Source organism: Streptomyces sp. NPDC060366 (genome assembly GCF_042725135.1).
Lineage (GTDB): Bacteria > Actinomycetota > Actinomycetes > Streptomycetales > Streptomycetaceae > Streptomyces.
Window position 1 is genome coordinate 39,429 of sequence record NZ_JBHXDC010000018.1, and the last position, 25,236, is coordinate 64,664.

At 71.2% G+C, this 25,236-nt stretch carries 21 protein-coding genes; 13 read left to right on the plus strand and 8 right to left on the minus strand.

The features are described from left to right. Positions 1–63: 63 nt before the first annotated feature. The 4 genes from ACFWHU_RS31370 (at position 64) to ACFWHU_RS31385 (ending at position 4,910) form a co-directional block, all read left to right on the plus strand. Complete coding sequence (locus ACFWHU_RS31370) at positions 64–2,091, plus strand: FAD-dependent oxidoreductase (protein ID WP_387228927.1); 2,028 nt, start codon at positions 64–66, stop codon at positions 2,089–2,091. Positions 2,092–2,120: 29 nt separating this feature from the next. Continuing rightward, positions 2,121–2,780 (plus strand): PadR family transcriptional regulator, encoded by a 660-nt coding sequence (locus tag ACFWHU_RS31375; protein WP_387228929.1) that lies wholly within the window; start codon positions 2,121–2,123, stop codon positions 2,778–2,780. Positions 2,781–2,888: 108 nt separating this feature from the next. Then, entirely contained in the window at positions 2,889–4,376 is a 1,488-nt protein-coding gene (locus tag ACFWHU_RS31380) for an NAD(P)/FAD-dependent oxidoreductase (RefSeq protein ID WP_385804406.1), read from the plus strand. Between the two features lie 78 nt (positions 4,377–4,454). After that, on the plus strand, positions 4,455–4,910 hold the full coding sequence (locus tag ACFWHU_RS31385) for a tellurite resistance TerB family protein (RefSeq protein ID WP_385804407.1): 456 nt from the start codon (positions 4,455–4,457) through the stop codon (positions 4,908–4,910). Between the two features lie 100 nt (positions 4,911–5,010). Here the strand turns inward: ACFWHU_RS31385 and ACFWHU_RS31390 are convergent, their stop codons facing one another. Next, a complete protein-coding gene (locus ACFWHU_RS31390; protein ID WP_387228934.1) occupies positions 5,011–6,021 on the minus strand; it encodes a M56 family metallopeptidase in 1,011 nt (336 codons plus the stop codon). Positions 6,022–6,025: 4 nt separating this feature from the next. Next, on the minus strand, positions 6,026–6,433 hold the full coding sequence (locus tag ACFWHU_RS31395) for a BlaI/MecI/CopY family transcriptional regulator (protein ID WP_385804791.1): 408 nt from the start codon (positions 6,431–6,433) through the stop codon (positions 6,026–6,028). A 134-nt stretch (positions 6,434–6,567) separates the two neighbouring features. Between ACFWHU_RS31395 and ACFWHU_RS31400 the strand changes: the two genes are divergently transcribed. Next, positions 6,568–7,143: a TerD family protein gene (locus ACFWHU_RS31400; protein ID WP_385804789.1), complete on the plus strand. Its 576-nt coding sequence runs from the start codon at positions 6,568–6,570 to the stop codon at positions 7,141–7,143. A gap of 100 nt (positions 7,144–7,243) precedes the next feature. Here ACFWHU_RS31400 and ACFWHU_RS31405 read toward each other — a convergent pair whose 3' ends face one another. The 4 genes from ACFWHU_RS31405 to ACFWHU_RS31420 form a co-directional block, all read right to left on the minus strand. After that, positions 7,244–8,542, minus strand: a complete 1,299-nt coding sequence (locus ACFWHU_RS31405; RefSeq protein ID WP_387228938.1) for a cation:proton antiporter — start codon at positions 8,540–8,542, stop codon at positions 7,244–7,246. A 6-nt stretch (positions 8,543–8,548) separates the two neighbouring features. Next, the gene (locus ACFWHU_RS31410) at positions 8,549–9,034 is read right to left on the minus strand and encodes a cation:proton antiporter regulatory subunit (RefSeq protein WP_078078737.1); all 486 of its coding nucleotides are present in this window, start codon (positions 9,032–9,034) and stop codon (positions 8,549–8,551) included. 353 nt (positions 9,035–9,387) lie between these two features. Next, positions 9,388–9,678 carry a DUF3040 domain-containing protein gene (locus ACFWHU_RS31415; RefSeq protein ID WP_385792292.1) on the minus strand — a complete coding sequence of 97 codons (291 nt, stop codon included), beginning with the start codon at positions 9,676–9,678 and terminating at the stop codon, positions 9,388–9,390. Positions 9,679–9,754: 76 nt separating this feature from the next. Beyond that, positions 9,755–11,053 (minus strand): SLC13 family permease, encoded by a 1,299-nt coding sequence (locus tag ACFWHU_RS31420; protein ID WP_385792293.1) that lies wholly within the window; start codon positions 11,051–11,053, stop codon positions 9,755–9,757. A gap of 247 nt (positions 11,054–11,300) precedes the next feature. On the opposite strand from ACFWHU_RS31420, the gene ACFWHU_RS31425 reads away from it, so the two are divergent. From ACFWHU_RS31425 to ACFWHU_RS31440, 4 genes are all read left to right on the plus strand, one after another. After that, on the plus strand, positions 11,301–12,290 hold the full coding sequence (locus tag ACFWHU_RS31425; protein WP_385792294.1) for a HAMP domain-containing sensor histidine kinase: 990 nt from the start codon (positions 11,301–11,303) through the stop codon (positions 12,288–12,290). Then, entirely contained in the window at positions 12,287–13,036 is a 750-nt protein-coding gene (locus ACFWHU_RS31430) for a response regulator (RefSeq protein WP_387228942.1), read from the plus strand. Before ACFWHU_RS31425 ends, ACFWHU_RS31430 begins: the two co-directional genes overlap by 4 nt. Positions 13,037–13,122: 86 nt before the next feature. Next, on the plus strand, positions 13,123–13,983 hold the full coding sequence (locus tag ACFWHU_RS31435; protein WP_387228944.1) for an ABC transporter substrate-binding protein: 861 nt from the start codon (positions 13,123–13,125) through the stop codon (positions 13,981–13,983). A 67-nt stretch (positions 13,984–14,050) separates the two neighbouring features. Then, a complete protein-coding gene (locus ACFWHU_RS31440; protein ID WP_387228946.1) occupies positions 14,051–15,040 on the plus strand; it encodes a siderophore-interacting protein in 990 nt (329 codons plus the stop codon). Between the two features lie 16 nt (positions 15,041–15,056). Here the strand turns inward: ACFWHU_RS31440 and ACFWHU_RS31445 are convergent, their stop codons facing one another. Beyond that, positions 15,057–18,728, minus strand: a complete 3,672-nt coding sequence (locus ACFWHU_RS31445; protein WP_387228949.1) for a BTAD domain-containing putative transcriptional regulator — start codon at positions 18,726–18,728, stop codon at positions 15,057–15,059. 242 nt (positions 18,729–18,970) lie between these two features. On the opposite strand from ACFWHU_RS31445, the gene ACFWHU_RS31450 reads away from it, so the two are divergent. Both ACFWHU_RS31450 and ACFWHU_RS31455 read left to right on the plus strand, forming a co-directional pair. After that, positions 18,971–21,397: a beta-L-arabinofuranosidase domain-containing protein gene (locus tag ACFWHU_RS31450; protein ID WP_387228951.1), complete on the plus strand. Its 2,427-nt coding sequence runs from the start codon at positions 18,971–18,973 to the stop codon at positions 21,395–21,397. A gap of 246 nt (positions 21,398–21,643) precedes the next feature. Beyond that, the gene (locus ACFWHU_RS31455) at positions 21,644–23,437 is read left to right on the plus strand and encodes a coagulation factor 5/8 type domain-containing protein (protein WP_385792300.1); all 1,794 of its coding nucleotides are present in this window, start codon (positions 21,644–21,646) and stop codon (positions 23,435–23,437) included. A gap of 114 nt (positions 23,438–23,551) precedes the next feature. On the opposite strand, the gene ACFWHU_RS31460 is transcribed toward ACFWHU_RS31455, so the two are convergent. After that, on the minus strand, positions 23,552–23,701 hold the full coding sequence (locus ACFWHU_RS31460; protein ID WP_167756268.1) for a hypothetical protein: 150 nt from the start codon (positions 23,699–23,701) through the stop codon (positions 23,552–23,554). 196 nt (positions 23,702–23,897) lie between these two features. Here ACFWHU_RS31460 and ACFWHU_RS31465 point away from each other — a divergent pair, with 196 nt between their 5' ends. Together ACFWHU_RS31465 and ACFWHU_RS31470 are read left to right on the plus strand one after the other, a co-directional pair. Next, the gene (locus ACFWHU_RS31465) at positions 23,898–24,380 is read left to right on the plus strand and encodes an NUDIX domain-containing protein (protein WP_385792301.1); all 483 of its coding nucleotides are present in this window, start codon (positions 23,898–23,900) and stop codon (positions 24,378–24,380) included. Between the two features lie 33 nt (positions 24,381–24,413). After that, positions 24,414–25,175 (plus strand): glycoside hydrolase family 75 protein, encoded by a 762-nt coding sequence (locus tag ACFWHU_RS31470; RefSeq protein ID WP_387228954.1) that lies wholly within the window; start codon positions 24,414–24,416, stop codon positions 25,173–25,175. Positions 25,176–25,236 lie beyond the last annotated feature (61 nt).

Sequence of the window (25,236 nt, forward strand, 5' to 3'; positions counted from 1 at the left end):
GGTTGCACAAAGTGTGGCGGCCGGGCTACTACTGGAGCGCAGCCGTCGCGCGAGGAGCCCCCCATGAGCCCGTACCCCCACCTGTTCAGCCCTCTCGACCTGGGCTTCGTCACCCTGCCCAACCGGGTGCTGATGGGTTCGATGCACGTCGGTCTGGAAGAGGCCGAGAACGGCTTCGCCCGCATGGCCGCCTTCTACGCCGCCCGCGCCCGTGGAGGCGTCGGCCTGATGGTGACCGGCGGCATCGCGCCCAACGACCGGGGGCGGCCGTACGAAGGCGGCGCCCGGCTCACGACCGAGGCGGAGGCCGAGCAGCACCGTCTGGTCACGTCGGCGGTGCACGCCGAAGGCGGCCGGATCGCGATGCAGATCCTGCACTTCGGGCGGTACGCCTACCATCCGGACCTGGTCGCGCCGAGCGCGCTCCAGGCTCCCATCAGCCCCCATGTCCCGCACGCCCTCACCGACGACGAGGTGGAGGAGACGGTCGAGGACTTCGTACGGGCGGCGGAGCTGGCGCGGCTGGCCGGGTACGACGGCGTCGAGGTGATGGGGTCCGAGGGCTATCTGATCAACGAGTTCATCGCCGCGCGGACCAATCTGCGCGAGGACCGGTGGGGCGGCACCTACGAGAACCGCATCCGCTTCCCCGTGGAGATCGTCCGCCGTATCCGGGAGCGCGTGGGTGACGACTTCATCCTCGTCTACCGGCTGTCGATGCTCGACCTCGTGCCGGGCGGCTCCTCGCTCGCCGAAGTCGTCACGCTGGCCAAGGAGATCGAGGCGGCGGGCGCGACTCTGATCAACACCGGGATCGGCTGGCACGAGGCCCGGATCCCGACGATCGCCGCGTCCGTGCCGCGCGGCGCCTACACCTGGGTGACCAAGGCGCTGATGGGGTCGGTCTCCGTACCGCTGATCACCAGCAACCGCGTCAACACCCCCGAGGTGGCCGAGCAGTTGCTCGCCGACGGGCGCGCCGACATGGTGTCGATGGCGCGCCCCTTCCTGGCCGATCCCGATTTCGTCGCCAAGGCGCGCGACGGGCACGCCGACAGGATCAACACCTGTATCGGCTGCAACCAGGCATGTCTCGACCACACGTTCAGCGGGAAGATCACCTCCTGCCTGGTCAATCCACGGGCCTGCCACGAGACCGAGCTGGTCCTCTCCCCCACCCGGCGCGCCAAGCGTGTCGCCGTCGTCGGAGCCGGTCCAGCGGGGCTGGCGTGCGCGGTGTCGGCGGCCGAACGCGGGCATTCGGTCACGCTGTTCGAGGGGGCGGACGACATCGGCGGACAGCTCAACGTCGCCAAACGCGTCCCCGGCAAGGAGGAGTTCGGCGAGACGCTGCGCTACTTCCGCGGCCGGCTCGCACGGCTCGCGGTCGACGTCCGGCTCAACACCCTTGTCAGGGCTGAGGAGTTGACGGACGAGGCGGACGGATTCGACGAGATCGTCGTAGCGACCGGTGTCACTCCCCGTACGCCGCTGATCCCCGGCATCGACCACGCCCGCGTGGTCAGCTATCTCGACGTGCTGCGCGGGGACGTCGCCGTCGGCGAGCGCGTCGCGATCATCGGCGCCGGCGGCATCGGTTTCGACGTCGCCGAATTCCTCACCGACAGCGGCGAGGAGGCGAGCCTCGACGCGGACGCCTACTTCCGGCAGTGGGGCGTCGACACCGACTACCGCTCCCCCGGCGGACTGCGGGAGCCCGTACGGCCGAAGCCACCGAGGACGGTCCACCTCATCCAGCGAAAGACGGGGAAGGTGGGCGCCGGACTGGGAAAGACCACGGGCTGGATCCACCGCACCGAAATGCGGCACCGGGGAGTCACCACGATCGCGGGCGCGGTGTACGACCGCGTCGACGACGAGGGGCTGCATCTGACGGTCGACGGCTCGCCGGCCGTCCTGCCGGTGGACACGGTCGTCCTGTGCGCCGGACAGGAACCACGGCGCGAGCTGTACGACGCGCTCCGCGCGGCCGGCGCCGCCCCGCATCTCATCGGCGGCGCGGACGTCGCCGCCGAACTCGACGCCAAGCGCGCCATCGACCAGGGGACCAGGCTGGCCGCCACGATCTGACCGGGCGGCGGTACTTTTAGGATGCGGTCATGTCCCTCCCCCACGCCATCCTCACCGCCCTCCTCGAAAGACCTTCGTCCGGCCTGGAGCTCACCCGCCGGTTCGACCGGTCCATCGGCTACTTCTGGTCGGCGACGCACCAGCAGATCTACCGGGAGCTGGGCAGACTCGAGGAGTCGGGATACATCCGCGCCCTCGCCCCGGAGCAGCCGGCCCGTGGGCGGAAGAAGGAGTACGAGGTGCTGCCGGCCGGCCGCGAGGAGCTGACCGGATGGGTGGCGGGCCGGGAGGATCCCAAGCCCGTACGGGACCCCTTGCTGCTGCGGATGCGGGCGGCGGCGGTCGTCGGGACGGACGGACTCCCCGTCGAGCTGCGCCGTCATCTCGCCCTGCATGAGGAGCAGTTGGCCGAGTACAGGGACATCGAGGCACGGGACTTCTCGCCGGAGCCGGCCCAGGCCCCGGCCCCAGGCCCACGTCCACGCTCGGACCAGGACCAGGACCAGGACCACGATTCTGAGCCCGAGCCGAGGCCGCGGGCGCCGCGCGCCGAGGAGCCCTCGGAGGCTGACCGGCTGCGGCATCTGGTGCTGCGCGCCGGGATCGATCTTGAGCGCATGTGGGTCGAGTGGCTCACCGAGGCGCTCCGCGAGTCGGACACCGCACCGGCCGGCCCCGACGGCACGTAGCCCGCGTCAACCGCGTACGGCGGCGCCCCGAACGGAGGACGTCCGGCACCCTGAGCCGACTCCGACATACTGGACGCTCACGATCAACTGCCGGACGGAACCGGAGACATGGGTATGGACGAGGACGTGCACGACCTGGCGGCGCCCGAAGCCGGGGAGCGAATCACGCCCCATCGGCACACGGGCCGCGCCGCGCGGCACGCGGTGGTGATCGGCGGCGGAATCGCGGGCCTGCTCGCGGCGCAGGTGCTCGCCGCGCACGCCGACCGGGTGACGATCGTCGAGCGTGACCGCTTCCCCGACGAGGCGAAGCCACGCTCCGGTGTGCCGCAGAGCGGTCATATCCATGTGCTGCTCGCCGGGGGCCAGTTGGCGCTGGACACGCTGCTGCCCGGGATCGTCGCCGAGTTGCGGGAGCACGGCGCGCCCGAGGTCGGGATGCCGGGCGACATGGTGCAGTGGCAGTCCGGCATCTGGTATCGCCGCTCGCCCTCCACCACTCATCTCCTCACCGCCTCCCGTCCGCTCCTCGAATGGCTCGTACGTCGCAGGGTCCTGACGGATACACGTATCGGGACGGTGCAGGGTACGGAGGTGGTCGGCCTGCTCGGTGACGCGGTCCGTACGACCGGGGTACTGCTCCGGGAGCGCGGAGCCGGCGCCAGGGCCACCCGTGAAGGCGTCGTCACCCGCGCGCTGACCGCCGATCTGGTCGTGGACGCCTCCGGCCGCGGCTCGCGGGCGCCCGACTGGCTCGCGGCGGTCGGCGCCGAACCGCCGCGGGAGGAGACGCTCGACAGCGGACTCGCCTACGCCTCCCGCGTCTACCGTCCCGGCGGGGACGACGGCATCACCGACTCCATCGGTTACTACGTCGTCCCCGACCCCGGCCAGGTGTGCGGCGGCGTCGCGCTGCCGATGGAGGACGGCCGCTATCTCGTCACCCTCTCGGGGGTGCGCGGGAGCGAACCTCCCTCAAACGAGGCGGAGTTCGCCGATTTCACCAGGCGGTTCCCGCACCCGTTCCTCTATGAGTGGCTGAAGCGGGCCGAGCCGGACTCGCCCGTTCGCGCGTTCCGCAACACGGCCAACGTCCGCCGCCGGTACGACCGTCCGGGCCGCCGCCCGGCAGGCTTCCTCGCCATCGGCGACGCGCTGTGCGCCTTCAACCCGGTCTACGCGCAGGGCATGACCGTCGCGGCCCTGAACGCCGTCGCGCTGCGCGAGACGCTGGCGGACCGGCGACGTACGCCCACGACCCGGCGCGTACAACAGGCACTTCTCACCTCCGCGCGGCAGGCGTGGGACATCTCTTCCGGGGCGGACAAGGAGATGCCCGGCGTCGTCGGTGACGCGGCGCGGACCCGCGCGGCAGACCGGCCCGTGGCCTGGTATCTGGAGCGGGTGCAGCGGCGGGCCGGCGGAAATCCGGTCGTCGGTGCGGCATTCCGTGCCGTGCTGCACCTCTCCGCGCCGATGAACGCGCTGTTCGCGCCGAGTGTCGTACGCGCGGTGCTGTTCGAGCCGGTACCGCACACGCCCGCCGAGCCGCCGATGTGGCGGGAGTCCGACGGTCCCCTCCCCGATACCTGGTAACTTCTACATCACTGTAGAAACAAGCACTGTCCGTGCCACCCCTCCCGGTACGGGCAGCCCGAGACATACGGAGCACTCATGGCCCTGTGGGATCGCATCAAGGAATCCGCCCAGACGATGCAGACCCAGCTGGAGGCGAAGAAGAACGACCTCAAGAGCGGCTCGTTCCGTGACGCCAGCATGGCGATGTGCGCCCTGGTCGCGGCGGCCGACGGTTCCATCGACCAGGCCGAACGTCAGCGCGTCACGCAGCTGATCACCAGCAACGACGTGCTGCGGAACTTCCCGCCCGCCGATCTGCAGAGGCGCTTCGACGACTACCTGAACCAGCTCGTCGCCGACATGGCGATCGGCAAGGTCAGCGTGCTCCAGGAGGTCGCCAAGGCGAAGAAGAAGCCGGCCGAGGCGCGTGCCGTCATCCAGATCGGCATCATCATCGGTGGCGCCGACGGCAACTTCGACGCGCAGGAGCGGGCCATCGTACGTGAGGCGTGCTTCGCGCTCGACCTCCAGCCGCAGGAGTTCGACGTCTAGTTCTCTCTTCGTTCCTCTGTCATCAAGCGTCGGACGGGCCGCCAGTGCGGCCCGTCCGACGTTTTGACCGGGGTCCAACCACCGCACCGGCCGGGCGAGTTCACAGCGGACCGGCCGCCTTCAGTACGAGGAGCAGCGTGAGCGTCGCGTTCGCCGAGGAGAGCGCCGATCCGAGCGTCCCGGCCGCCGCCGCCCAGGCAGCCAGCCCCACCGCGGTGAAGACCGGCGGCCAGCGTACGGCCGACGGCGCCGGCTCCAGCAGCGCGGCCACCCGGCGCGGCACCGGTCCCGGCGCGGCAAAGCCCGCGAGCGTCGGGGTGGGCGTGCCGCGCGAGACGAGCGCCGCCTTGCCGATGGCCCGCGCCACCACCCGCCGTTCGCCCGTCACCCGGGCCGCCTCCTCGTCCGCCCACCGCTCCGTCGCGTAGGCCACGGCCGACCGCAGCGGCATCAGCAGCGGGTTGGCCCGCGCGGCGAAACGGACGAGGAGGAGATAGCGGTGGTGGCGTCCGGCGAGATGGGCCCGTTCATGGGCGACGAGTGCCGCGCGTTCATCGGCGTCCAGACACGCGAGCATGGCCGTGGAAACGACGATCCGGCCCCCGGACATCCCGTGTCGCGCGGACATCCCGTCGTGCGCGGACCGGCCCCCGGTGAACCACCCGCGGACCGCCGACCCGCTCCGTACGCCCGGCAGCGCGTAGGCGTACGCGGCCTCGTCGGTCAGCACGGTCAGCTCTCCGTCCGGCACCCCGGCCAGCGCGTCCTCGGCCCGGCGGCGGACACGGCGGTGTCTGCGGGCCGAGGTGGACCACGACACGGCCACGGCGAGCAGCGCGACGACGGCGCCCTTGCCCGCGGCCTCCTCGTACGGCGCGGTGGTGGGGGCCTCCCGGTCGGCCCAGGCGTCGGGGAGCGGATGGCCGGGCAGCTGCACCGTACCGACGAACACCAGCAGCCCGAGGCACACCGTGCTGCACACGGCCAGGACGGCGGCCAGCGCCGACAACAGCCGTGTGGCGACCCGGGGATGGAGATGCCGTTCGGCGAGGCGCGCGATCGGCACGGCGGTCAGCGGCAGCAGCAACGGCAGCAGGACGAACACTCCCATCCGGTCAGTCCTCCGTCCCGTCCTCGGGAAGACCGAGGAGGTCGCGCAGCAGCCGCTCGTCGTCCGGCGAGAGCGTGGTGACGAACCTGGCCAGTACGGCCTCGCGGTCCGACTCCGCGTCCAGCACGCGGCGCATCCGCAGCGCGGCGAGCCCCGCCTCGTCGGAGGTCGCGCACCACTCGAAGAACCGGCCCACCCGTTCGCGGGTGACCGCCCGTTTGGCCTGGAGTCTGGTCAGGATGGTCATGACCGTCGTGTACGCCAGATCCCCGCCGAGCCGGTCGAGCACCCAGCCCGCGTTGACCGGTCCCGGCGCCTGCCGCAGCACGGCGAGCACCTGGGCCTCCAGCTCGCCCTGGCCGCGCCGCCGCGGTCGGTCGACCGGGCCGTCCGCTCCGCTCTGTTCCCTCACGCCGTCTCCCTCCGCCCGCCCTTGCCCGGAGCCATCCGGCGCAGCCCCGGCGTGGCGGCTTCGCAGCTCCGCACACACTTCTACAGTGTTGTAGATTTTTATTCCTGTCACCAGCTCAACTCAGGAGGAGCAGCGTGGGAGTTTCCCTGTCCAAAGGCGGCAATGTCTCGCTCACCAAGGAGGCGCCGGGGCTGACAGCCGTCCTGGTCGGTCTCGGTTGGGACGTCCGCACGACGACCGGTACCGACTACGACCTGGACGCCAGCGCACTGCTGGTCAACGAGGCCGGGAAGGTCGGCACCGACCAGAACTTCGTGTTCTACAACAACCTCAAGAGCCCTGACGGTTCGGTCGAGCACACCGGTGACAACCTCACCGGTGAGGGCGAGGGCGACGACGAGGTCGTCAAGGTGAACCTGGCCGGCGTTCCCGCCGAGATCACCAAGATCGTATTCCCGGTGTCGATCCACGACGCCGAGAGCCGCGGCCACAGCTTCGGCCAGGTGCGCAACGCCTTCATCCGCGTGGTGAACCAGGACGGCGGCGTCGAGCTCGCGCGCTACGACCTCAGTGAGGACGCGGCGACCGAGACGGCCATGGTCTTCGGCGAGCTGTACCGCAACGGCGCCGAGTGGAAGTTCCGTGCCGTCGGCCAGGGTTACGCGAGTGGCCTGTCGGGCATCGCCGCCGACTTCGGTGTCGGCGTCTGAGCCCTGACGGCTCGCCCGTAGCGGCACTCGAAGGGGCTCGGAGCGCGCGTCACGCGCTCCGAGCCCCTTCGACGTGTCCGGGGCCCGCGGGCCCCGGACCTCAGCCGTGCGAATGAGCCGTGTCGGTCGACCCCGAGGCGGTGGGCGCCTCCGCGGCCGGCGCCTCCGCGACGGACTCGTCGGCGGCGGACCGCTCGGCGACCGGCTGCTCCGCGACCGGCGAGGCCTTCGGCGAGGGACTCGGCGAGGACTTCCGGCCGAAGCGCCGGGCGAGCGGTTCGGTCCAACGGGCGGCCAGCGGCCCGAGGATGACCAGGATCAGCACGTAGGCGGTGGCCAGCGGTCCGATCCGGGGCTCCACACCGACAGCCAGTCCCGCGATGACGATGGAGAACTCCCCGCGCGCGACGAGCGTGCCGCCCGTGCGCCAGCGGCCCGCCGTTTTCACGCCCGCCCTGCGCGCCGCGTACCAGCCCGTGGCGATCTTCGTCAGTGCGGTGACGACGGCCAGGATCAGGGCGGGCACGAGCACCGGCGGTATGGCGGCGGGGTCGGTGTTCAGTCCGAAGAAGACGAAGAACACGGCGGCGAACAGGTCGCGCAGCGGCGCGAGCAGGTTGTGGGCGCCTTCGGCCACTTCCCCGGAGAGCGCGATGCCGACGAGGAACGCGCCGACGGCCGCCGAGACCTGGAGTTCCTGGGCGACGCCCGCGACCAGCACGGTGAGGCCGAGGACGACCAGCAGCAGCATCTCCGGGTTGTCGGAGGAGACCGCGCGGCTGATCAGCCGGCCGTGGCGCAGCGCGACGTACAGCACGAGGCCCACGCTGCCGAGCGAGATGAGCAGCGTGAGGCTGCCGCCCGCGAGGCTCAGTCCGGCCAACAGCGCGGTGAGCAGCGGCAGATAGACGGCCATCGCGAGGTCCTCGATGACCAGGACACCGAGGATCACGGGGGTTTCGCGGTTACCGAGCCTGCCGAGGTCGCCGAGCACCTTGGCGATGACGCCGGACGAGGAGATCCAGGTGACGCCCGCGAGCGCGACGGCGGCGACGGGTCCCCAGCCGAGCAGGAGCGCGGCGACGGCGCCGGGCGTCGCGTTCAGCACGAAGTCGACGATGCCGGAGGGGTACTGCGTCTTGAGGTTGGTGACGAGTTCGGAGGCGCTGTACTCCAGCCCGAGCAGGAGCAGGAGCAGGATGACACCGATCTCGGCGCCCGTGGCGATGAACTCCTCACTGGCGGCCATGGGGATGAGGCCGCCGTGGCCGAAGGCGAGTCCTGCCAGCAGGTAGAGCGGGATGGGCGAGAACCCGACCCGCCCCGCGAGCCGGCCGAGCAGGCCCAGGCCGAGGATGACGGCCCCGAGTTCGATGAGCAGCGCGGTCGTGTCGTGCACGGGCGGTTATCCTCCGGTGATCAGTTCGGCGACGGCGTCCACGCCTTCCCTGGTGCCGACGACGACGAGCGTGTCCCCCAGTGCGAAGCGGAAGTCCGGGGTGGGCGAGGGGACGGCGTCGGTGCGGCGCAGGACGGCGACGATGGACGCGCCGGTGCGGGCACGGGCCTGGGTGGAGCCGAGCGTGCGTCCTGCGAAGGGGGAGCGTTTGGTGATCGGGATGTGCTCGGTGACGAGGTCGATCTCCAGATGCTGGTGCAGGTGTCCCACCGGGTCGGGCATCAGGAGTTTGGACAGTGCCGTCGCCTCGTACGGGGCCAGCGGTGTGGAGTCCTTGCAGTTGTCGTCGTCCTCGGGGTCGTGGAAGGCGACGATGCGGCGCCCGTCCTGGTGCACGACGACCGAGATATGACGGCCCGAGTCGGTGTTCAGGTCGTAGCGGGTACCGACTCCGGGCAGGGCGGTCTTGCTGACGTGAGCGGTGTGCTCCATAGGAAGGCGCTCCATACGGGCATGCGGGCATGCGTTGGCGGTGTGCGGGCACGAAGGCCCCTTGCGGGGAATTCTCCACCATGCGGCGCGGCAGGTACCCGTCAGTCGTCGGCGGCCGGCCGCGACGCTAAGGGGGTACGGGTGCGCTCGTCCATGAGTCGCCCCTCCACCTCGACCACCGATCGGCAATGAGCAGCCCAACGCTCAACCGAGCGGCGACAACTCATTATCTATTTTAACGTAAAATAAAATGGGCCGATTGTGGTGATTGGTAAGGATATTGGCAGATATTCGCCGGGGCTGCCGGGGCCGTCAGGGCCGCCCGTACCGCATGTGCCGTCCTGCGCCGCCGGTCAGGACGGCGGCGGGGTGCCGCGCCGGATGTGGTCCCGGTTCGGGTCGAAAAGATGCCCGGCCGCCCCGGACACCACGAGCCCGCCCGCGAGCAGGAGCCCGTGTCCCAGCGCGATGCCCAGCCCGAGCAGAACGAGCCCGACGGCGAGCGTCAGCCACGCGGCGCCGCGCCGGTACTCCCGGGGTCGGCAGGGCAGGCCCTGCTCGAAGGCGGCGGCGAACCGCGGGTCGTCGTGCCGCAGCCGGTCGGCGAGATCGTCGAGAAGCCTGTCTTCGTCGGGGGCTTGCATGGAACCTCCTCCCCCAGGTCGGTGCGGTGCCGTGAACGGCACCGCGTGGCGCCCTGGCCCGGCGGTCGTGATCAGGTCAGGCCAGGGCGAAGTAGCGCAGCCACACGTAGACCGCGGCGATGACGGTCGTGACCGCGGTGACGACCAGTCCGTAGCGGCTGAACTGCCAGAACGAGATGTGGTGGCCCTCCCGTTCGGCGATGCCGACGACCACGACGTTCGCCGACGAGGCGATGATCGTCGCGTTGCCGCCGAGGTCCGCGCCGAGCGCGAAGGACCACCAGAGCATGCCCGCCTCGCTCGTCCCGCCCGCCGAGGAGACGATCTCGGAGACGATCGGGCTGACGGAGGCGACGAACGGGATGTTGTCGATGAAGGCCGAAGGGACGACCGAGCCGAAGATCAACGCCATGGAGGTACCGAGGAGTTCGCCCTCGGTCGCCTCGGCCGCCATCTCCCCGAGATCTCCGATGACCCCGATCCGTACCATCGCGCCGACCATCACGAACAGACCGGTGAAGAACGCCAGCGTCTCCCACTCGACGTCCCGAGCCACCTCCTCGGCGTCGAGCCGCGACAGGGCGAGGAGGACGAGCCCGCCGGTGATCGCGACGACCGAGGGCTCGATGTGGAACGTGGTGTGCAGGACGAAGCCGACCATCACCGCCAGCAGGACGATCCCGCTCAGCTTGAGCAGCCGGGGGTCCTTGATGGCGGCCCGTTCGTCCATCTCCATCACGGACTTGACCCGCTCGGGGTCGTAGCGGAACGCCTTGCGGAACATCACGCGGCTCATCAGGACGAAGACCACCATCAGCACCACCACGATCGGTGTCATGTGCATCAGGAAGTCGTTGAAGGAGAGGCCGGCGCGCGAGCCGATGATGATGTTGGGCGGGTCACCGATCAGGGTGGCGGCGCCGCTGATGTTGCACGCCATCACCTCGGCGATCAGATACGGGACGACCGGCAGACCGAGCTTGTTGCAGACGAGGATCGTCACGGGTGCGATCAGCAGAACGGTCGTCACGTTGTCGAGCCACGGGGACAGCACCGCGGTGGCCAGGATCAACAGGACCATGAGCCGGTAGGGCTTGCCGCGGGCGCGTTTCGCCGCCCAGATCGCGATGAACTCGAAGACTCCGGTCCGCTTGAGCACCGAGACCATCAGCATCATGCCGAGGAGCAGGAAGATGACGTTCCAGTCGATGCCCGCCTCTTCCGAGAAGAAGGCGTGCTCGGCATCGGTCACCCCGAGCGCCAGCATGATGACCGCACCGCCAAGAGCGGCCTTCACGCGGTGGACCCACTCGGTGGCGATCAGGACGTAGACACCCGCGAACACCCCGACGGCCAGCCAGGCCGTGATGCCCATCTACGTTTCCCCTCGGTGTGCCGCGCCGTTCCGGGCGGCCGGCTCCTCGACCGCCCCGTACCCGCCTGATGTCTGTGTCCACGATCACCCGCCGCAAGGTGCCGTCACCATCGGTGCCGACACCCATATCCGGGGGTGTGGAACATGTATTCGGGGGTGGGGGACATGCAGATCGCCCCGGGGTGGCCGGGACTCCCGGCGCGTACGGGCGATAGTGGGGAGGTCCACCCCGAGGAGGCAGTACTCCGTGTCCCTGTTCTGGCGCATCTTCCTGCTCAACGCCGCCGTGCTGTTCGCGGCGACCGCGCTGCTGCTGCTCGGCCCCGTCACGGTGTCCACGCCGGTCCTGCTCACCGAGGCGATGATCATGGCCGCCGGTCTGGTCGCCATGCTGATCGCGAACGCCGCGCTGCTACGGATCGGACTCGGGCCGCTCCAGCGCCTCACCCGCGCGATGACCACCACCGATCTGCTGCGTCCCGGCCCCCGGCCGGCCGTGTCGGGACACGGGGAGATCGCCGAGCTGATCCGCACGTTCAACACGATGCTCGACCGGCTGGAGGCCGAACGCGCGGCCAGCAGCGCGCTCGCGCTCTCCGCGCAGGAGGCCGAACGCCGCAGGATCGCCCAGGAGTTGCACGACGAGATCGGCCAGACCCTGACCGCCGTCCTGCTCGAACTGCGGCGGGTCGCCGACCGGGCGCCCGAGCCGCTGCGGGACGATCTGCTCCAGGTGCAGGAGACCACCAGGGACAGCCTGGACGAGATCCGCAGGATCGCCCGCCGGCTGCGCCCCGGCGTGCTGGAGGAGCTGGGGCTGATCAGCGCGCTCAAGGCGCTCGCGAACGAGACCACGACGCACACCGAACTCGCCGTCAGGCGCAGCTTCGACAGCGATCTCCCCGCGCTGGACCAGGAGGTCGAACTGGTCCTCTACCGGGTGGCCCAGGAAGGGCTCACCAACATCATCCGGCACGCGCGGGCGAGCCGGGTCGACGTGGCGCTGCACCACGGCGCGCTCGGGCTCGAACTGCTGGTCAGGGACGACGGACGCGGTATCGGTACGGCCCCGGAGGGCGCCGGCATCCGGGGCATGCGCGAGCGCGCGCTGCTGATCGGCGCCGAGGTGTCGGTGGGGGACGCGCCGGGCGGCGGTACGGAGGTACGGCTGCACGTCCCCCTCGCGCACATCGGACCGGCCACGCATCTGACGAACGGGAGCCACAGACTGTCATGACCGACCCCACTTCCGGACACGGCTCCGGATCCGGACACAGCTCCGGACACAGCTCCGGATCCGAACACGGCTCGGGCTCCGGTCCCGCCTTCGAGCCGGTGCCGACGCGCATCCTGCTCGCCGACGACCACGCCCTCGTCCGCCGCGGGGTGCGGCTGATCCTCGACGGCGAACCGGACCTGACCGTCGTCGCGGAGGCGGGTGACGGCGCCGAGGCCATCGAGAAGGCCCGCGAGCACCGCCCCGATCTGGCCATCCTCGATATCGCGATGCCCAGGATGACCGGCCTCCAGGCCGCCCGCGAACTCTCCAGGCTGCTGCCGGACACCCGCATCCTGATCCTGACGATGTACGACAACGAGCAGTACTTCTTCGAGGCGTTGAAGTCCGGCGCGAGCGGCTACGTGCTCAAGTCGGTCGCGGACCGGGACCTGTTGGAGGCGTGCCGGGCGGCGATGCGCGACGAGCCGTTCCTCTACCCCGGCGCCGTCACCGCCCTCATCCGCAACTACCTGGACCGGGTTCGCCGGGGCGAGAGCATCCCGGAGAACGCCGTGACCGTACGCGAGGAGGAGATCCTGAAACTGGTCGCCGAGGGCCACTCGTCGAAGGAGATCGCCGACCTGCTCGTCATCAGCGCCAAGACGGTGGAGCGCCATCGGGCCAATCTGCTCCAGAAGTTGGGGCTCAAGGACCGGGTGGAGCTGACCCGGTACGCCATCCGGGCCGGTCTCATCGAGCCCTGACCGGCGTACGGTTGGAGTCCCGGTGCCCTCCGCCGGGCAGGGTCACACTCACGAACCGCACCACGAGAGCGGAATGAGGCGACGCCATGTCCTCTTACGGCGGCTGGGAGTTCACGGACGATCGCGGCCATCTGACGGTCGCGGACCATCGCCCGGTCCGGGTGGTGGCCTACATCCAGGCGGGCGCGACCCTGTGGGACCACGGTCTGCGGCCCATGGGCATCTTCGGTTCCCACCACGACGGCGACTCCCCCGATCCGGCGAAGGCGGGCGGGCTGCCGCTCGACAGCACGCGGGACTTCGGCGCGGGCAGCTCGGTCGACCCGGATGCCGTCATCGCCGCCGAGCCCGATCTCGTTGTCGCCGTCAGCTACGGCGGCGGTCAGATCTACGGCCTCGATCCGGAGGCGGCCAAGCATCTGGAGGAGCGGGTGCCCGTGGTCGTCGTCGACGTGGGCAAGGACCGTCCGCTCGACGGGATCAGGGACCGGTTCACGGCGCTCGCCCGCTCGCTCGGCGCACCGCGGGAGCCCGACGAGCAGGATCTGGAGTGGGCGGAGGCCCGGCTCCGTACGCTCACCGCGCGGCCCGCCGCGGCCCGGGTGCTCGCCCTGTCGGCCGCCGGGCCCGGCGCCGTACATCTCGCGCGGCCCGGTACCTGGCCGGACCTGCGGGCGCTGACGGCGCTCGGTGTCGATCTGCTCGATCCCGGACACGGCGCGGGCGGCAACTGGCTGACCACGGACTGGTCACGGGCGCTCGAGCTGGAACCGGACGTCGTGCTCGGTGACGTACGGGCGAACGCGGCCACTCCCGACGCGCTCAGGGGCGACCGGCAGTGGCGCGCGCTCCAGGAGCGGGTGCGCACCGTGGCATGGAATCCGGAGGCACCGCGCAGCCACCGGGGGCACGCGCGGTTCGTGGACGCGGTGGCCGCGGCGCTGTAGTCGGCGCCGCGCGGCCGTGTAGGCGGCGTGTCGGTGGCGTATCGGTGGCGGCTGCGACCTTCTCCGCATGACACGTCACACAGACACGCCCGCCGGGCTGCCCGCCGCTCCGGCCCTGCCGGTACGGACCGTGGAGGTCGCCGCCGTACGGCGGATCTCGCCGCGCATGGTCCGCGTCACCCTCGGCGGCCCCGAACTGGCCGATTTCTCGTACGAGGCCCCCGATCAGCAGGTGAAGCTCTACTTCCCCAAGCCGGGACAGACCGCTCCCCGGCTCCCCGAAACCGGCGCCGACGGGGATGTGATGCGCTGGTACGGGGCGTTCCAGGCCATCCCGGAGGACGAGCGGCCCTGGACGCGCAGTTATACGATCCGCGCGCACGATCCGGAGCGGGGCACGGTCGACATCGACTTCGTCCTGCACGACGGTGCGGGCGTCGCCGACAGCGGGGGCGGGGACGCCGTCGAGGGCCCCGCGACCCGGTGGGCGCGGTCGGCCGGACCCGGGGACGTGCTCGGTATGTTCGGGCCGTCCGCGTACTTCGCGGAGCCCGTGCCTCTAGGGACCACCGACTGGATGCTGCTGGCCGGTGACGAGTCGGCGCTGCCGGCGATCGGCACGATCATCGAGGCGCTGCCGGCGGGGGCGCGTGCGGTGGCGTATGTGGAGGTGTGGGACGCCGCCGAGGAGCAGCGGTTCGAGTCGGCGGGTGAGGTGACGGTGCACTGGCTGCACCGTGCCGCGTCGGCCGGGGGCACGTCTGCCGGTGACGGGGCGGCGGGCGGCGGGGCGGTCGGGGACGGGGTGTCGGTGGACGGTCTCGCGCTGGTGGCGGCCGTGCGGGCGGCGGTCTTCCCGGCGGGCTCGGTGTACGCGTGGCTCGGTGGCGAGGCGAACGCGGTACGGGCCCTGCGCCGCCATCTGCTCGGCGAACGCGGCCTCGACAAGCGCTCGGTCCACTTCACCGGCTACTGGCGACGCCGTCTCACGCACGACGACGCGCCGACCGAGGCCGATCTCGCGGAGGCGCGGGAGCGGTTGGCCGACCGGTCCTGAGCGGAGTCGGGGGAAGTCAGATGAGGGCGGCGGCCTCCCGTACGGAGAGGGCGCCGCCCTCGGCGTACGCGCGGGCCCATGTCTCGTCGTCGAGCCCGGCCCGCACCTCGGCCTCGGCACGCCGGCCGATCTCCCGCTCGTAGCCGGCCGGGTAGGGATGGAAGAGGAACTTCTCCGCGAGCCCGGTGTGCCGTCCGTACGCCCCCAACAGCCGTGCGCCGTCCGCCGCTTCGCCGGTACCGGTCTTCGCCCAGGCGGCACAGAGGAACTGACTGGTGATCAGCTGCGGCGCCACGAGATGGGCCAGGCTGTCCAACAGGCGTACCGATTCCCGCAGATGGCCCAGCGCCCGCTCGTACGCGACGTCGAGGCAGTCGAGCCAGCCGCGCAGGCCCTCGGTCAGGCCCATCTGGAGGACGTGTTCGCGGAAGCCCGGTTCCTCTTCCAGCGTGGTCAGTTGCTCCCGGGCGAGGGCGGTGCGGCCGGTACGGCCGTAACGGCCGGCGAGCAGCAGTCGCGCCGTGCCGCCGGTGCGGCCGGCCTGGCCGCGGGATTCCTCGGCCGCCTCCAGCAGCAGCCGCTCGGCGTCCTCGTCCGCCTCCGGGCCGGTGGCGGCCTCAAGCCGGGCGGACGCCAACCTCGCCTTGAACAGCGACACCTGGGTGGACACGCCGATGAGCGCACAGCTCTCCATGGCCCGTTCGAAGTCCGCCGCGGCCTCCTCGTAGCGGCCCCGCCGTTCGTACGACTCGCCCCGGGCGGAGAGGGATTCGGCGAGGATCACCAGATCACCGGCCTGTTCGAACAGGGTCACCGCCTCGTCGGCGTCCCGCACCGCGCGGTCCTCGTTGCCGGGCGCGGCGTCGAGCAGTTTCCCGCGCAGCGTCAGCGCGAGGCCGAGGTCCCAACCACGGCCGGGCCGGGCCCGGCAGGAGTCCACCAGGGCGTCCAGCGTCTCGCCCATGCTGCTCCACTCGCCGACCAGCAGGCCGGCGAAGAACCACATGACGCCGGGCTGCCGGCAGACCTGGGGCATGTCCCGGCGGTAGGCGGCGACGATCCTGGTGAGCTGTTCGAGGGTGTCGGTGCTGCCCCAGAACTGCGCGCCGTCGTCAGGCGCGTGGCCCGACTCCTCCCTCTCTCCCCCGCCGCTCGCGAAACTCACCAGCCGTACACCGCGCCTGGCCTCCCACACCTGTTCGTCGGACCAGGGTGGCGGGAGGTCGATGCACGGGTCGGTGAGCGGTACGGCGGGGCGGACGGGCGCCGCGAAGGGGTCGGGCCCGAGGGCCGCGGCGGCCATGGACCAGTCGCGGGCGTCGCGCTGATGGCCACGCAGTTGCCAGAACCAGCTCATGGAGAGCACGAGGCACAGCGCGTCCTGTTCGCTCGGCCGGCCGTCCTCGCCGTGGAGAGCGGCTCGCAGGGCGGCCCGCACGTTGTCGTGCTCCCGCTCGAACTGAGCGAGCCGGTGGGACTGCCGGGGGCCGCGCAGCTCGGGTTCACCGACGCGTACGAGTTCGCGGTAGGCGCGCAGATGCCGCAGTTCGACGGCCGCCCGCTCGCCCGACTCGTCCAGTCGCCCGGCCGCGTACTCGGCGACGGTCTCCAGCAGCCGGTAGCGCATGCCGTCCGGGCCGCCGGGCACGGCCACGACGAGCGACTTGTCGACAAGAGAGGCGAGTGCGTCGAAGACCGGCACGTCACCACCGGCGCAGACCTCCTCGGCCTCGCTCGGCGTGCAGCCGCCCACGAAGACGGAGAGCCTGCGCAGCACGGCGCGCTCGGTCCCGGTCAGCAGCTCCCACGACCAGTCCACGACGGCGCGCAGGGTCTGCTGCCTCGGCAGCACGGTCCTGCTGCCGCTGCCCGCGCCCAGCAGCCGGAAGCGGTCGTCGAGCCGGTCGGCGAGCTGGCGCGGGGTGAGCAACCGCAGCCTGGCGGCGGCCAGTTCGACGGCGAGGGGCAGACCGTCGAGCCTGCGGCAGATCTCCTCGCAGGCCGAGGTGTCGTCCTCCGTACGGAAGCCGGGCCGGGCGGCGGCGCCACGCTCGCCGAGCAGACGCAGCGCCGCGGGGAGCGCCAGCGGTCCGACCCCGTACAGGAACTCGCCGCGCACCCCCAGGGGCTCGCGGCTGGTGGCGAGGACGGTCACGTGGGGGCAGCGGGTGAGAACGGTCTCGGCCAGTTCGGCGGCGGCTCCGATCACCTGTTCGCAGTTGTCCAGCACGATCAACAGGCGGCGGGATCCGCAGTGTTCGACGAGCCGGGCGAGCGGGCCGGGCGCGGCGGCCTCCGCGCCGCCGGGAGCGCGCACCGCCGTCTCACGTCCCCCGAGTGCGGTCAGTACGGCCTCGGGAACGTCACCCGGCTCCCGTACGGACGCGAGTTCCGCGACCCACACCCCGCCCGGCCACGCACCACTCGCGCCGGCCGCGCTCTCGGCGGTCTCCAGGGCGAGCCGTGTCTTGCCGGCGCCACCGGGCCCGGTGAGCGTGGTCAGCCGATGCGCCCGCAACTGGCTTGCGAGCGCGACGATTTCACCCTCGCGCCCGACGAAGGAGGTGAGCCGGGCGGGAAGATTGCCGGGCACGCCGGGGGGTGCGGTGAACCGGGCCGCGTCGGTGCCGCCGGGGGGTGCGACCTCGTTCCACGTGGCGTCCGCCCCGTGGGCGGGAGCCACGGCGACCCGGCCGGCCTCCCGCTCCGAGTCGGACGACACGCCGTCCCCGCCGGCCCGCGCCCCGCCGGAGGACGGCCCCCCGTCCGTCCCACGCGAGAACGCCACCCCCAGCCGCGCAGCATCATCCGACTCGCCAGAGCGCACCGCTGGGTCCCGAACGGCGTCGCGCTCCACGACAGGCGACCTGTCGCTCCGGTCGGCCCGCGACTCGCCACGCCCGGCCCTGCCGTCCGGCGGCGGTCCCGCCGGGGACCGCGCGTCCGTCTCGTCGTCCGACAGGAGCTTCGCGTGCAGGAGCCGCAGTTCCCTGCCCGGACCGGTGCCCAGACGGTCGGCCAGCAGGGTGCGGACCTCGTCGTACGCCTGGAGCGCTTCGGCCCGGCGTCCCGCCGATCGGAGCGCGCCGATCCAGGTCGCCTGGAGCGGCTCGTCCAGCGGTGCCTCGGCGGCCAGCGCGGCAAGTCCCGGCAGGGCCCGCTCGGGCCGGCCGAGGCGGACGTCGGCCGTCAGGCGGTTGCGACGTGCCTCGGTGTGCCGCTGACGCGCGCGTACCGTCAGCGGGTTGGTCTCCCGGCCCGGCAGATCCGCGAGGGCCGGGCCGCGCCACAGTGCCAGTGCCTCGTCCAGCAGGGCGGCCGCGCGGGCGCAGTCGCCGTCCAGCGCGAACGCCCCTTCGGCGGCGAGCCGTTCGAAGCGGAACAGGTCGATGTCGTCGCGCTCCACCACCAGCCGGTAGCCGCCGGGCCCCGACGTGATCGCGGCGCCGCCCAGTGCCTTGCGCAGTCGCCCGATCAGGGCCTGGAGGGCGGCCGACTCGTCGGCGGGCGGCTTCCGGATGTCGTCGTCCCACACCTGCGCGGCCAGCCGGTCGGCGGGGACGGTGCGGCCGCCCGCGGTGGCGAGCGCGGTCAGCAGCGCGCGCATCCTCGCCCCGCTGATCCGCACCTCGGCGCCGTCCGGAGTGAAGGCCCGGGTGGCGCCGAGTACGTCGTAGCGGTAGTTCACCAGGCCATTGTCCCCGCCCCGGGGGACGGCCGCCGACGCGGCGGACCCGCGCCCACGGACATCCGCCGCACGACCCCTGCGCGGCGCGTGGCGCGGACGGCGTGAACTCGCACCGGACGGCCTTGCCGTCCCCGCGCGGGTCCACCCCCTGGACACGGCGGATGCCGCGTGCTCTGATGCCAACTGCCACCGTTTCCAACGTTGTACAGACCTTCGTTCGATGCTTGTGGACGGGAGACCCAATGACGCTCGACCGACGACATTTCCTCGGCACCGGCGCCCTCGCGATCGGCGGTGCGAGTCTGCTGGGCCCCCTGGCGCCGACAGCCGCGGCCGTCGCCCCCGCACGCGGCGGCTGGTACACGCCGAACGCCGCACCGCTCGCCCCGACCGCGTTCCAGAAGCTGCCGCTGGGCAGCGTCACCCCGCGCGGCTGGCTCAGCGGCCAGTTGCGTCTGCTGCTCGACGGCCTCTTCGGCCGGTACGCCGAGGTCTCGCACTTCCTGCGGTTCGACGACTCCGGCTGGGTGCACCCGGAGAAGGCCGGCTGGGAGGAGGTCACCTACTGGCTGCGCGGCTACGTCGACCTGGCCGCCCTCACCGGCGACGCGGCGGCCCTCGCCACCACCCGCCGCTGGATCGACGCGATCATCGCCACCCGGCAGCCCGACGGTTTCTTCGGCCCGACCCGGCTGCGTACGGCGCTGAACGGCGGCCCGGACTTCTGGCCGTATCTGCCACTGCTTCAGGCGCTGCGCTCGCACGAGGAGTTCACCGGGGACGAGCGCGTCGTGCCGTTCATCGTCCCGTTCCTGCGCTACATGAACGCGCAGGGTCCCGGCGCGTTCAACTCCAGCTGGGTGTCGAAGCGTTGGGGCGACGGTCTCGACATCGCCTTCTGGCTCCACAACCGCACCGGCGCGTCCTTCCTGCTCGACCTCGCCGACAAGATGCACACCCACGGAGCCAATTGGGTCGACAACTTCCCCGACCTGCACAACGTCAATATCGCCCAGGGCTTCCGTGAGCCGGCCCAGTACGCGCTGCGGTCCGGCTCCGCGGAGCTGACCCGTGCCACGTACCGGAGTTACGCCTCCGTCATGGGCGCCTACGGCCAGTTCCCCGGTGGCGGTTTCGCCGGGGACGAGAACTCCCGCCCCGGCTTCGACGATCCCCGCCAGGGCTTCGAGACCTGCGGCACGGTCGAGTTCATGGCCAGCCACGAACTGCTCACCCGGATCACCGGGGACCCGGTGTGGGCCGACCGCTGCGAGGAGCTGGCCTTCAATCTGCTGCCCGCCGCCACCGACCCGCACGGCCGGGGCATCCACTACATCACCAGCGCGAACAGCGTCGAGCTGGACGACGCCGCCAAGAACCAGGGCCAGTTCCAGAACGGCTTCGCCATGCAGGCGTACAAGCCGGGCATCGTCCCCTACCGCTGCTGTCCGCACAACTACGGCATGGGCTGGCCCTACTTCACCGAGGAGCTGTGGCTGGCCACGCCCGACCGGGGACTCGCGGCGGCGATGTACGCCCCGAGCCAGGTGCGCGCGAAGGTCGCCGACGGCACGGAGATCACCGTCACCGAGGACACCGACTACCCGTTCAAGGAGACCGTCACCCTCAGCGTGGACACGCCCCGGCGTGTCACCTTCCCGCTCTACCTGAGGATCCCCGGCTGGTGCGCGGATCCCCAGCTCACGGTCGCCGGACGGCGCGTGGCCGTGCCGGGCGGGCCGCGGTTCTTCAAGGTCACGCGTGAGTGGCGGAGCGGCGACCGGGTGACCCTGCGGCTGCCGCAGCGCACCACCGTACGCACATGGGACGACAACCACGGCTCCGTCAGCGTCGACCACGGACCGCTCACCTACTCCCTCAAGATCGGTGAGCGGTACGAACGGTTCGCGGGCACCGAGGACTTCCCCGAGCTCTCGGTGCACCCCACCACCCCGTGGAACGTCGGTCTCGCGCCGGACCCGCTCAGAGGACTGCGGTTCACGGCCGACGACGGACCGCTGGCCGCGAACCCCTTCACCCACGAGGGCTCACCGGTCCGGATCACCACGTCGGCGCGCCGTATCGAGGAGTGGGTGGCCGACGACCAGCGGGTCGTCGCTCCCCTCCAGGACAGTCCGGCCCGCAGCACTGCGCCGCCCGAGCCGGTGACGCTGATCCCGATGGGCGCGGCCCGGCTGCGGATCACCGCCTTCCCGACCGCGTCGCCCGGCGGGCGGGCCTGGACGGCGGAGCCGCCGTACCGCCGGATACGGAACAAGCACAGCGGCAAGGTGCTCGGCGTGGACGGGATGTCGCTGGACGCGGGCGGACGGGTCGTGCAGTTCGACAACACGGGGACGGCGGACCACGCCTGGCAGCTCGCCCCTGCGGGTGGCGGCTGGTTCCTGATCCGCAACGGCAACAGCGGGAAGATCATCGGGGCCGAGGGCAGGTCGACGGCGAACAGCGCGCGGGTCGTGCAGTTCGAGGACGACGGGAGCGGCGACCATCTCTGGCAGCTGGTCGACCGGGGTGAGGGCTGGTCGCTGATCCTCAACCGGCACAGCGGAAAGGTCCTGGGCGTGGACGGGATGTCCACGGCCAACAGCGCGCAGGTGGTCCAGTTCGAGGACAACGGTACGGACGACCATCTCTGGCAGCTCGTCTGACCGGCCCTCTCCGTTCCCGGGTGACCGCCTTGTGACCGCCTTGGTGACCGCCCTGGTGACCGCCGACGCCCAACTCGTCGGCGGTCACTTGTTGTTCACAACAGAACCCGTGACGGTCCATCTGTTCACAACTCTTGACGTGTACGAAACAGCGGAGCAGCATCAGCCGTGCACTCAGAGAGCGCTCTCTGAAGATTCACGGAGGGCTCTTGAGGTGTTCCCCCCACCGTTCACGACTCAGGAGAGATGCCCGTGCACGCTCCCCCCATCGACTCTCCGGCGCTCGGCGGCACCTCACGGCCGTCCCGCCGCGGGCTGGCGGCGACGCTCGCCGCCACCCTGGCCGCGACCCTGCTGGCCTTCGTCCCGAGCAGCCCCGCGCACGCCGACCCGATCGAGGGCGGCGGTGATCTCGGCCCCAACGTGATCGTGTTCGACCCTTCGACGCCCAACATCCAGGGCAAGCTCGACGAGGTCTTCAAGCAGCAGGAGTCGGCCCAGTTCGGCTCCGGCCGCTACCAGTTCCTCTTCAAGCCGGGGACGTACAACGGCCTGAACGCCCAACTCGGCTTCTACACCTCGGTGTCGGGTCTCGGACTGTCGCCCGACGACGTCAGCATCAACGGTGACGTGACCGTCGACGCCGGCTGGTTCGACGGCAACGCCACGCAAAACTTCTGGCGCTCGGCCGAGAACCTGTCGCTCAACCCGGTGAACGGGACGAACCGCTGGGCCGTGTCACAGGCCGCGCCGTTCCGCCGTATGCACGTCAAGGGCGGGCTCAACCTGGCTCCCGACGGATACGGCTGGGCCAGCGGCGGCTACATCGCCGACAGCAAGATCGACGGCACCGTGGGCCCGTACTCCCAGCAGCAGTGGTACACCCGTGACAGTTCGGTCGGCGGCTGGCAGAACGCCGTGTGGAACATGACGTTCTCGGGTGTGGAGGGCGCGCCCGCGCAGAGCTTCCCGGACCCGCCGTACACCACGCTGGAGACGACCCCCACCTCCCGCGAGAAGCCGTTCCTCTATCTGGACGGCGACACCTACAAGGTGTTCGTTCCGGAGAAGCGCACGAACGCGCGCGGGGTGACCTGGGACAGCGGCGCGCCCGCGGGCTCGTCGATCGATCTGAACCAGTTCTACGTGGTCAAGCCCGGCGCGACGGCGCAGACCATCAACGCCGCGCTCGACCAGGGTCTCAATCTGCTGTTCACGCCCGGCGTCTACCACGTGGACGAGACGATCAACGTCGACCGTGCCGACACGGTCGTCCTCGGTCTCGGCCTCGCCACGGTCATTCCCGACAACGGGGTGACGGCGATGAAGGTCGCCGACGTGGACGGGGTGAAGCTGGCCGGGTTCCTGATCGACGCCGGTCCGGTCAACTCCGAGACGCTGCTGGAGATCGGCCCGGAGGGATCGTCCGCCGACCACGCGGCCAACCCGACCACGGTCCAGGACGTCTTCATCCGGATCGGCGGAGCCGGTCCCGGCAAGGCCACCACCAGCATGGTGGTCAACAGCGACGACACGATCATCGACCACACCTGGGTGTGGCGGGCGGACCACGGCGACGGGGTCGGCTGGGAGACCAACAGGGCCGACTTCGGCGTGCGGGTGAACGGTGACGACGTCCTGGCCACCGGCCTGTTCGTCGAACACTTCAACAAGTACGACGTCGAGTGGTACGGCGAACGCGGCCGGACGATCTTCTTCCAGAACGAGAAGGCGTACGACGCGCCCAACCAGGCGGCGATCCAGAACGGCGACACCAAGGGCTACGCCGCCTACCGGGTCGACGAATCGGTCGAGCAGCACGAGGGCTGGGGGATGGGCAGTTACTGCTACTACAACGTCGATCCCACGATCCAGCAGCACAACGGCTTCTCCGCGCCGGTCAAACCCGGCGTCAAGTTCCACCATCTGCTGGTCGTGTCGCTCGGCGGGCAGGGCCAGTACGAGCGGGTGATCAACGACATCGGCGAACCCACGTCCGGCACGTCGACCGTCCCCTCGGTCGTGGTCCAGTTCCCCTGACCACACCGAACCGCGGCCGGCGCCGACCACGGAACCGGCACCCGCGGGCAGGGCCCGGCCTCATCGTGAGGCCGGGCCCTGCCGTGTGCGGATACCGCTCAGGTTCAGCAGTGGTCAGCGCCTGCCGCCACGCAGCTTGCCGAACAGCCGGCGGGCCTGTTCGCGCTTCCTCGGGTCCGACGAGGCCGCGCGTGCCTGACCGATCACGCGCTGCCCCTGCGGACTACGGGTGAAGGCCTTGATGCGGTCGATGATTCCGGGCATGCCGTCTCCTGCGCTTCGATGACACCGACGGCCCCGCTGAAGGGCCTCGGACTACGTCTACCCCCCTAACGCTTCGAGACTCCCATTACGTTCCCATTACTTTCCCTTTACCTTCGAGGCCGCCCTCGAAGCGTCCTGCCGCCTCGCATGCGCTCCCCCGATGGCGACCCCGCGCGAGGACCCACAGACTGACGTGATGTCAGGGAAGCGAAGCGCGGGACTCCTTCTGTACCGGGTCACGGACGCGGGCACCGAAGTGCTCATCGGGCACATGGGCGGCCCGTTCTGGGCGGGGCGCAGCCGGGCCGCGTGGTCGATCCCCAAGGGTGAGTACGGCCCCGACGAGACGCCCGAGGACGCGGCCGACCGGGAGTTCGGGGAGGAGGTGGGCCACCCTCCGCCCGCCGGGCACCGGGAGCCACTGGGCGAGACCCGCCAGTCGGGCGGCAAGACCGTCACCGTATGGGCCGTCGAGGCCGACTTCGATCCCGCGCTCGCCGTACCCGGTACGTTCACGATGGAGTGGCCGCGCGGGTCGGGCGTCGAGCGGGAGTTCCCGGAGCTCGACCGGCTCGACTGGTTTTCTCTGGAGGACGCCGTGGAGCTGCTGGTGACGGGGCAACGGATCTTCCTCGGCCGGCTGGCTCTGTTCTTGGAGAGCCGCGAGGACAGGCCGTAAGGCGCCTTCGAGAACCCGAGAGGCAACATCTCCGTGCAGCACAGTCCGCACCTCCACGCCGCCGTCGGCGCCGTACTGCTCACCGCTTCCGCCCTGCCCGCCTCCGCGCACCCCGCCAGGACTCTCGACACGACGCATCTGCCGCCACCGCCCCTGGCCCGCGCCGGGAAGTCCGGCCCGCCGGCCACCGACGGCTCGCCCCGGCTGGAGGGTTCGGTCACGGCGGCGGCGCTGCGGGCGAAGGTCGAGGGCTGTTCACGCGTCTCGAAGGGCCGGTACCGGACCGACCGGGGCAGGCCCGCCGACGTCCCCGTGTGCGGCAAGAAGGGCGCCGTGTTCTGGAAGGCCGACCTGGACGTCGACTGCGACGGCCAGGTCACCGCCCGCTGCAACAAGAAGGCGGACCCCTGGTTCCACGGGAACACGGCCTTCCACCAGTCGGACGGCAAGCCGCTGAACGCGGAGAAGCTGCCGTACGTCGTGGTGCCGGCGCCGAGCAGGACCTGGGACCACGCCGCGTCCGGCATCCGGGGCGGCGGTGTCGCGGCGGTCGTCCATCGGGACCGGGTGGAGTACGCGGTGGTGGGCGACACCGGGCCGACCGGGCTCGTCGGGGAGGCGTCGTACGCCGCCGCGCGCTCGCTGGGGATCGATCCCGATCCCGCGCGGGGCGGTGTCCCCGCCGGGGTGACGTACATCCTGTTCAAGAACTCCGAGGTCACGCCGATCAAGAGCCGGTCGTCGGCGGTGAGGCTGGGCAGTGAGCTGGCCAGGAAGTTCCTTGAGGAGAACTGACGGGCGTTCACGGTAAGGACGCCCTCGGTAGAGGCGTCCTCGATACAGGCGTCCTCGGTAG

Bases quoted from the DNA above. Each gene is read 5' to 3' on its own strand.
- ACFWHU_RS31450 (WP_387228951.1), top strand. From the start codon at position 18,971: ATGACGCTCGACCGACGACATTTCCTCGGCACCGGCGCCCTCGCGATC.
- ACFWHU_RS31375 (WP_387228929.1), top strand. From the start codon at position 2,121: ATGTCCCTCCCCCACGCCATCCTCACCGCCCTCCTCGAAAGACCTTCG.
- ACFWHU_RS31420 (WP_385792293.1), bottom strand. From the start codon at position 11,053: ATGGGCATCACGGCCTGGCTGGCCGTCGGGGTGTTCGCGGGTGTCTAC.
- ACFWHU_RS31440 (WP_387228946.1), top strand. From the start codon at position 14,051: ATGACACGTCACACAGACACGCCCGCCGGGCTGCCCGCCGCTCCGGCC.
- ACFWHU_RS31455 (WP_385792300.1), top strand. From the start codon at position 21,644: ATGCCCGTGCACGCTCCCCCCATCGACTCTCCGGCGCTCGGCGGCACC.
- ACFWHU_RS31390 (WP_387228934.1), bottom strand. From the start codon at position 6,021: ATGGGAGTGTTCGTCCTGCTGCCGTTGCTGCTGCCGCTGACCGCCGTG.
- ACFWHU_RS31385 (WP_385804407.1), top strand. From the start codon at position 4,455: ATGGCCCTGTGGGATCGCATCAAGGAATCCGCCCAGACGATGCAGACC.
- ACFWHU_RS31460 (WP_167756268.1), bottom strand. From the start codon at position 23,701: ATGCCCGGAATCATCGACCGCATCAAGGCCTTCACCCGTAGTCCGCAG.
- ACFWHU_RS31465 (WP_385792301.1), top strand. From the start codon at position 23,898: ATGTCAGGGAAGCGAAGCGCGGGACTCCTTCTGTACCGGGTCACGGAC.
- ACFWHU_RS31370 (WP_387228927.1), top strand. From the start codon at position 64: ATGAGCCCGTACCCCCACCTGTTCAGCCCTCTCGACCTGGGCTTCGTC.
- ACFWHU_RS31410 (WP_078078737.1), bottom strand. From the start codon at position 9,034: ATGGAGCACACCGCTCACGTCAGCAAGACCGCCCTGCCCGGAGTCGGT.
- ACFWHU_RS31430 (WP_387228942.1), top strand. From the start codon at position 12,287: ATGACCGACCCCACTTCCGGACACGGCTCCGGATCCGGACACAGCTCC.
- ACFWHU_RS31435 (WP_387228944.1), top strand. From the start codon at position 13,123: ATGTCCTCTTACGGCGGCTGGGAGTTCACGGACGATCGCGGCCATCTG.
- ACFWHU_RS31415 (WP_385792292.1), bottom strand. From the start codon at position 9,678: ATGCAAGCCCCCGACGAAGACAGGCTTCTCGACGATCTCGCCGACCGG.
- ACFWHU_RS31380 (WP_385804406.1), top strand. From the start codon at position 2,889: ATGGGTATGGACGAGGACGTGCACGACCTGGCGGCGCCCGAAGCCGGG.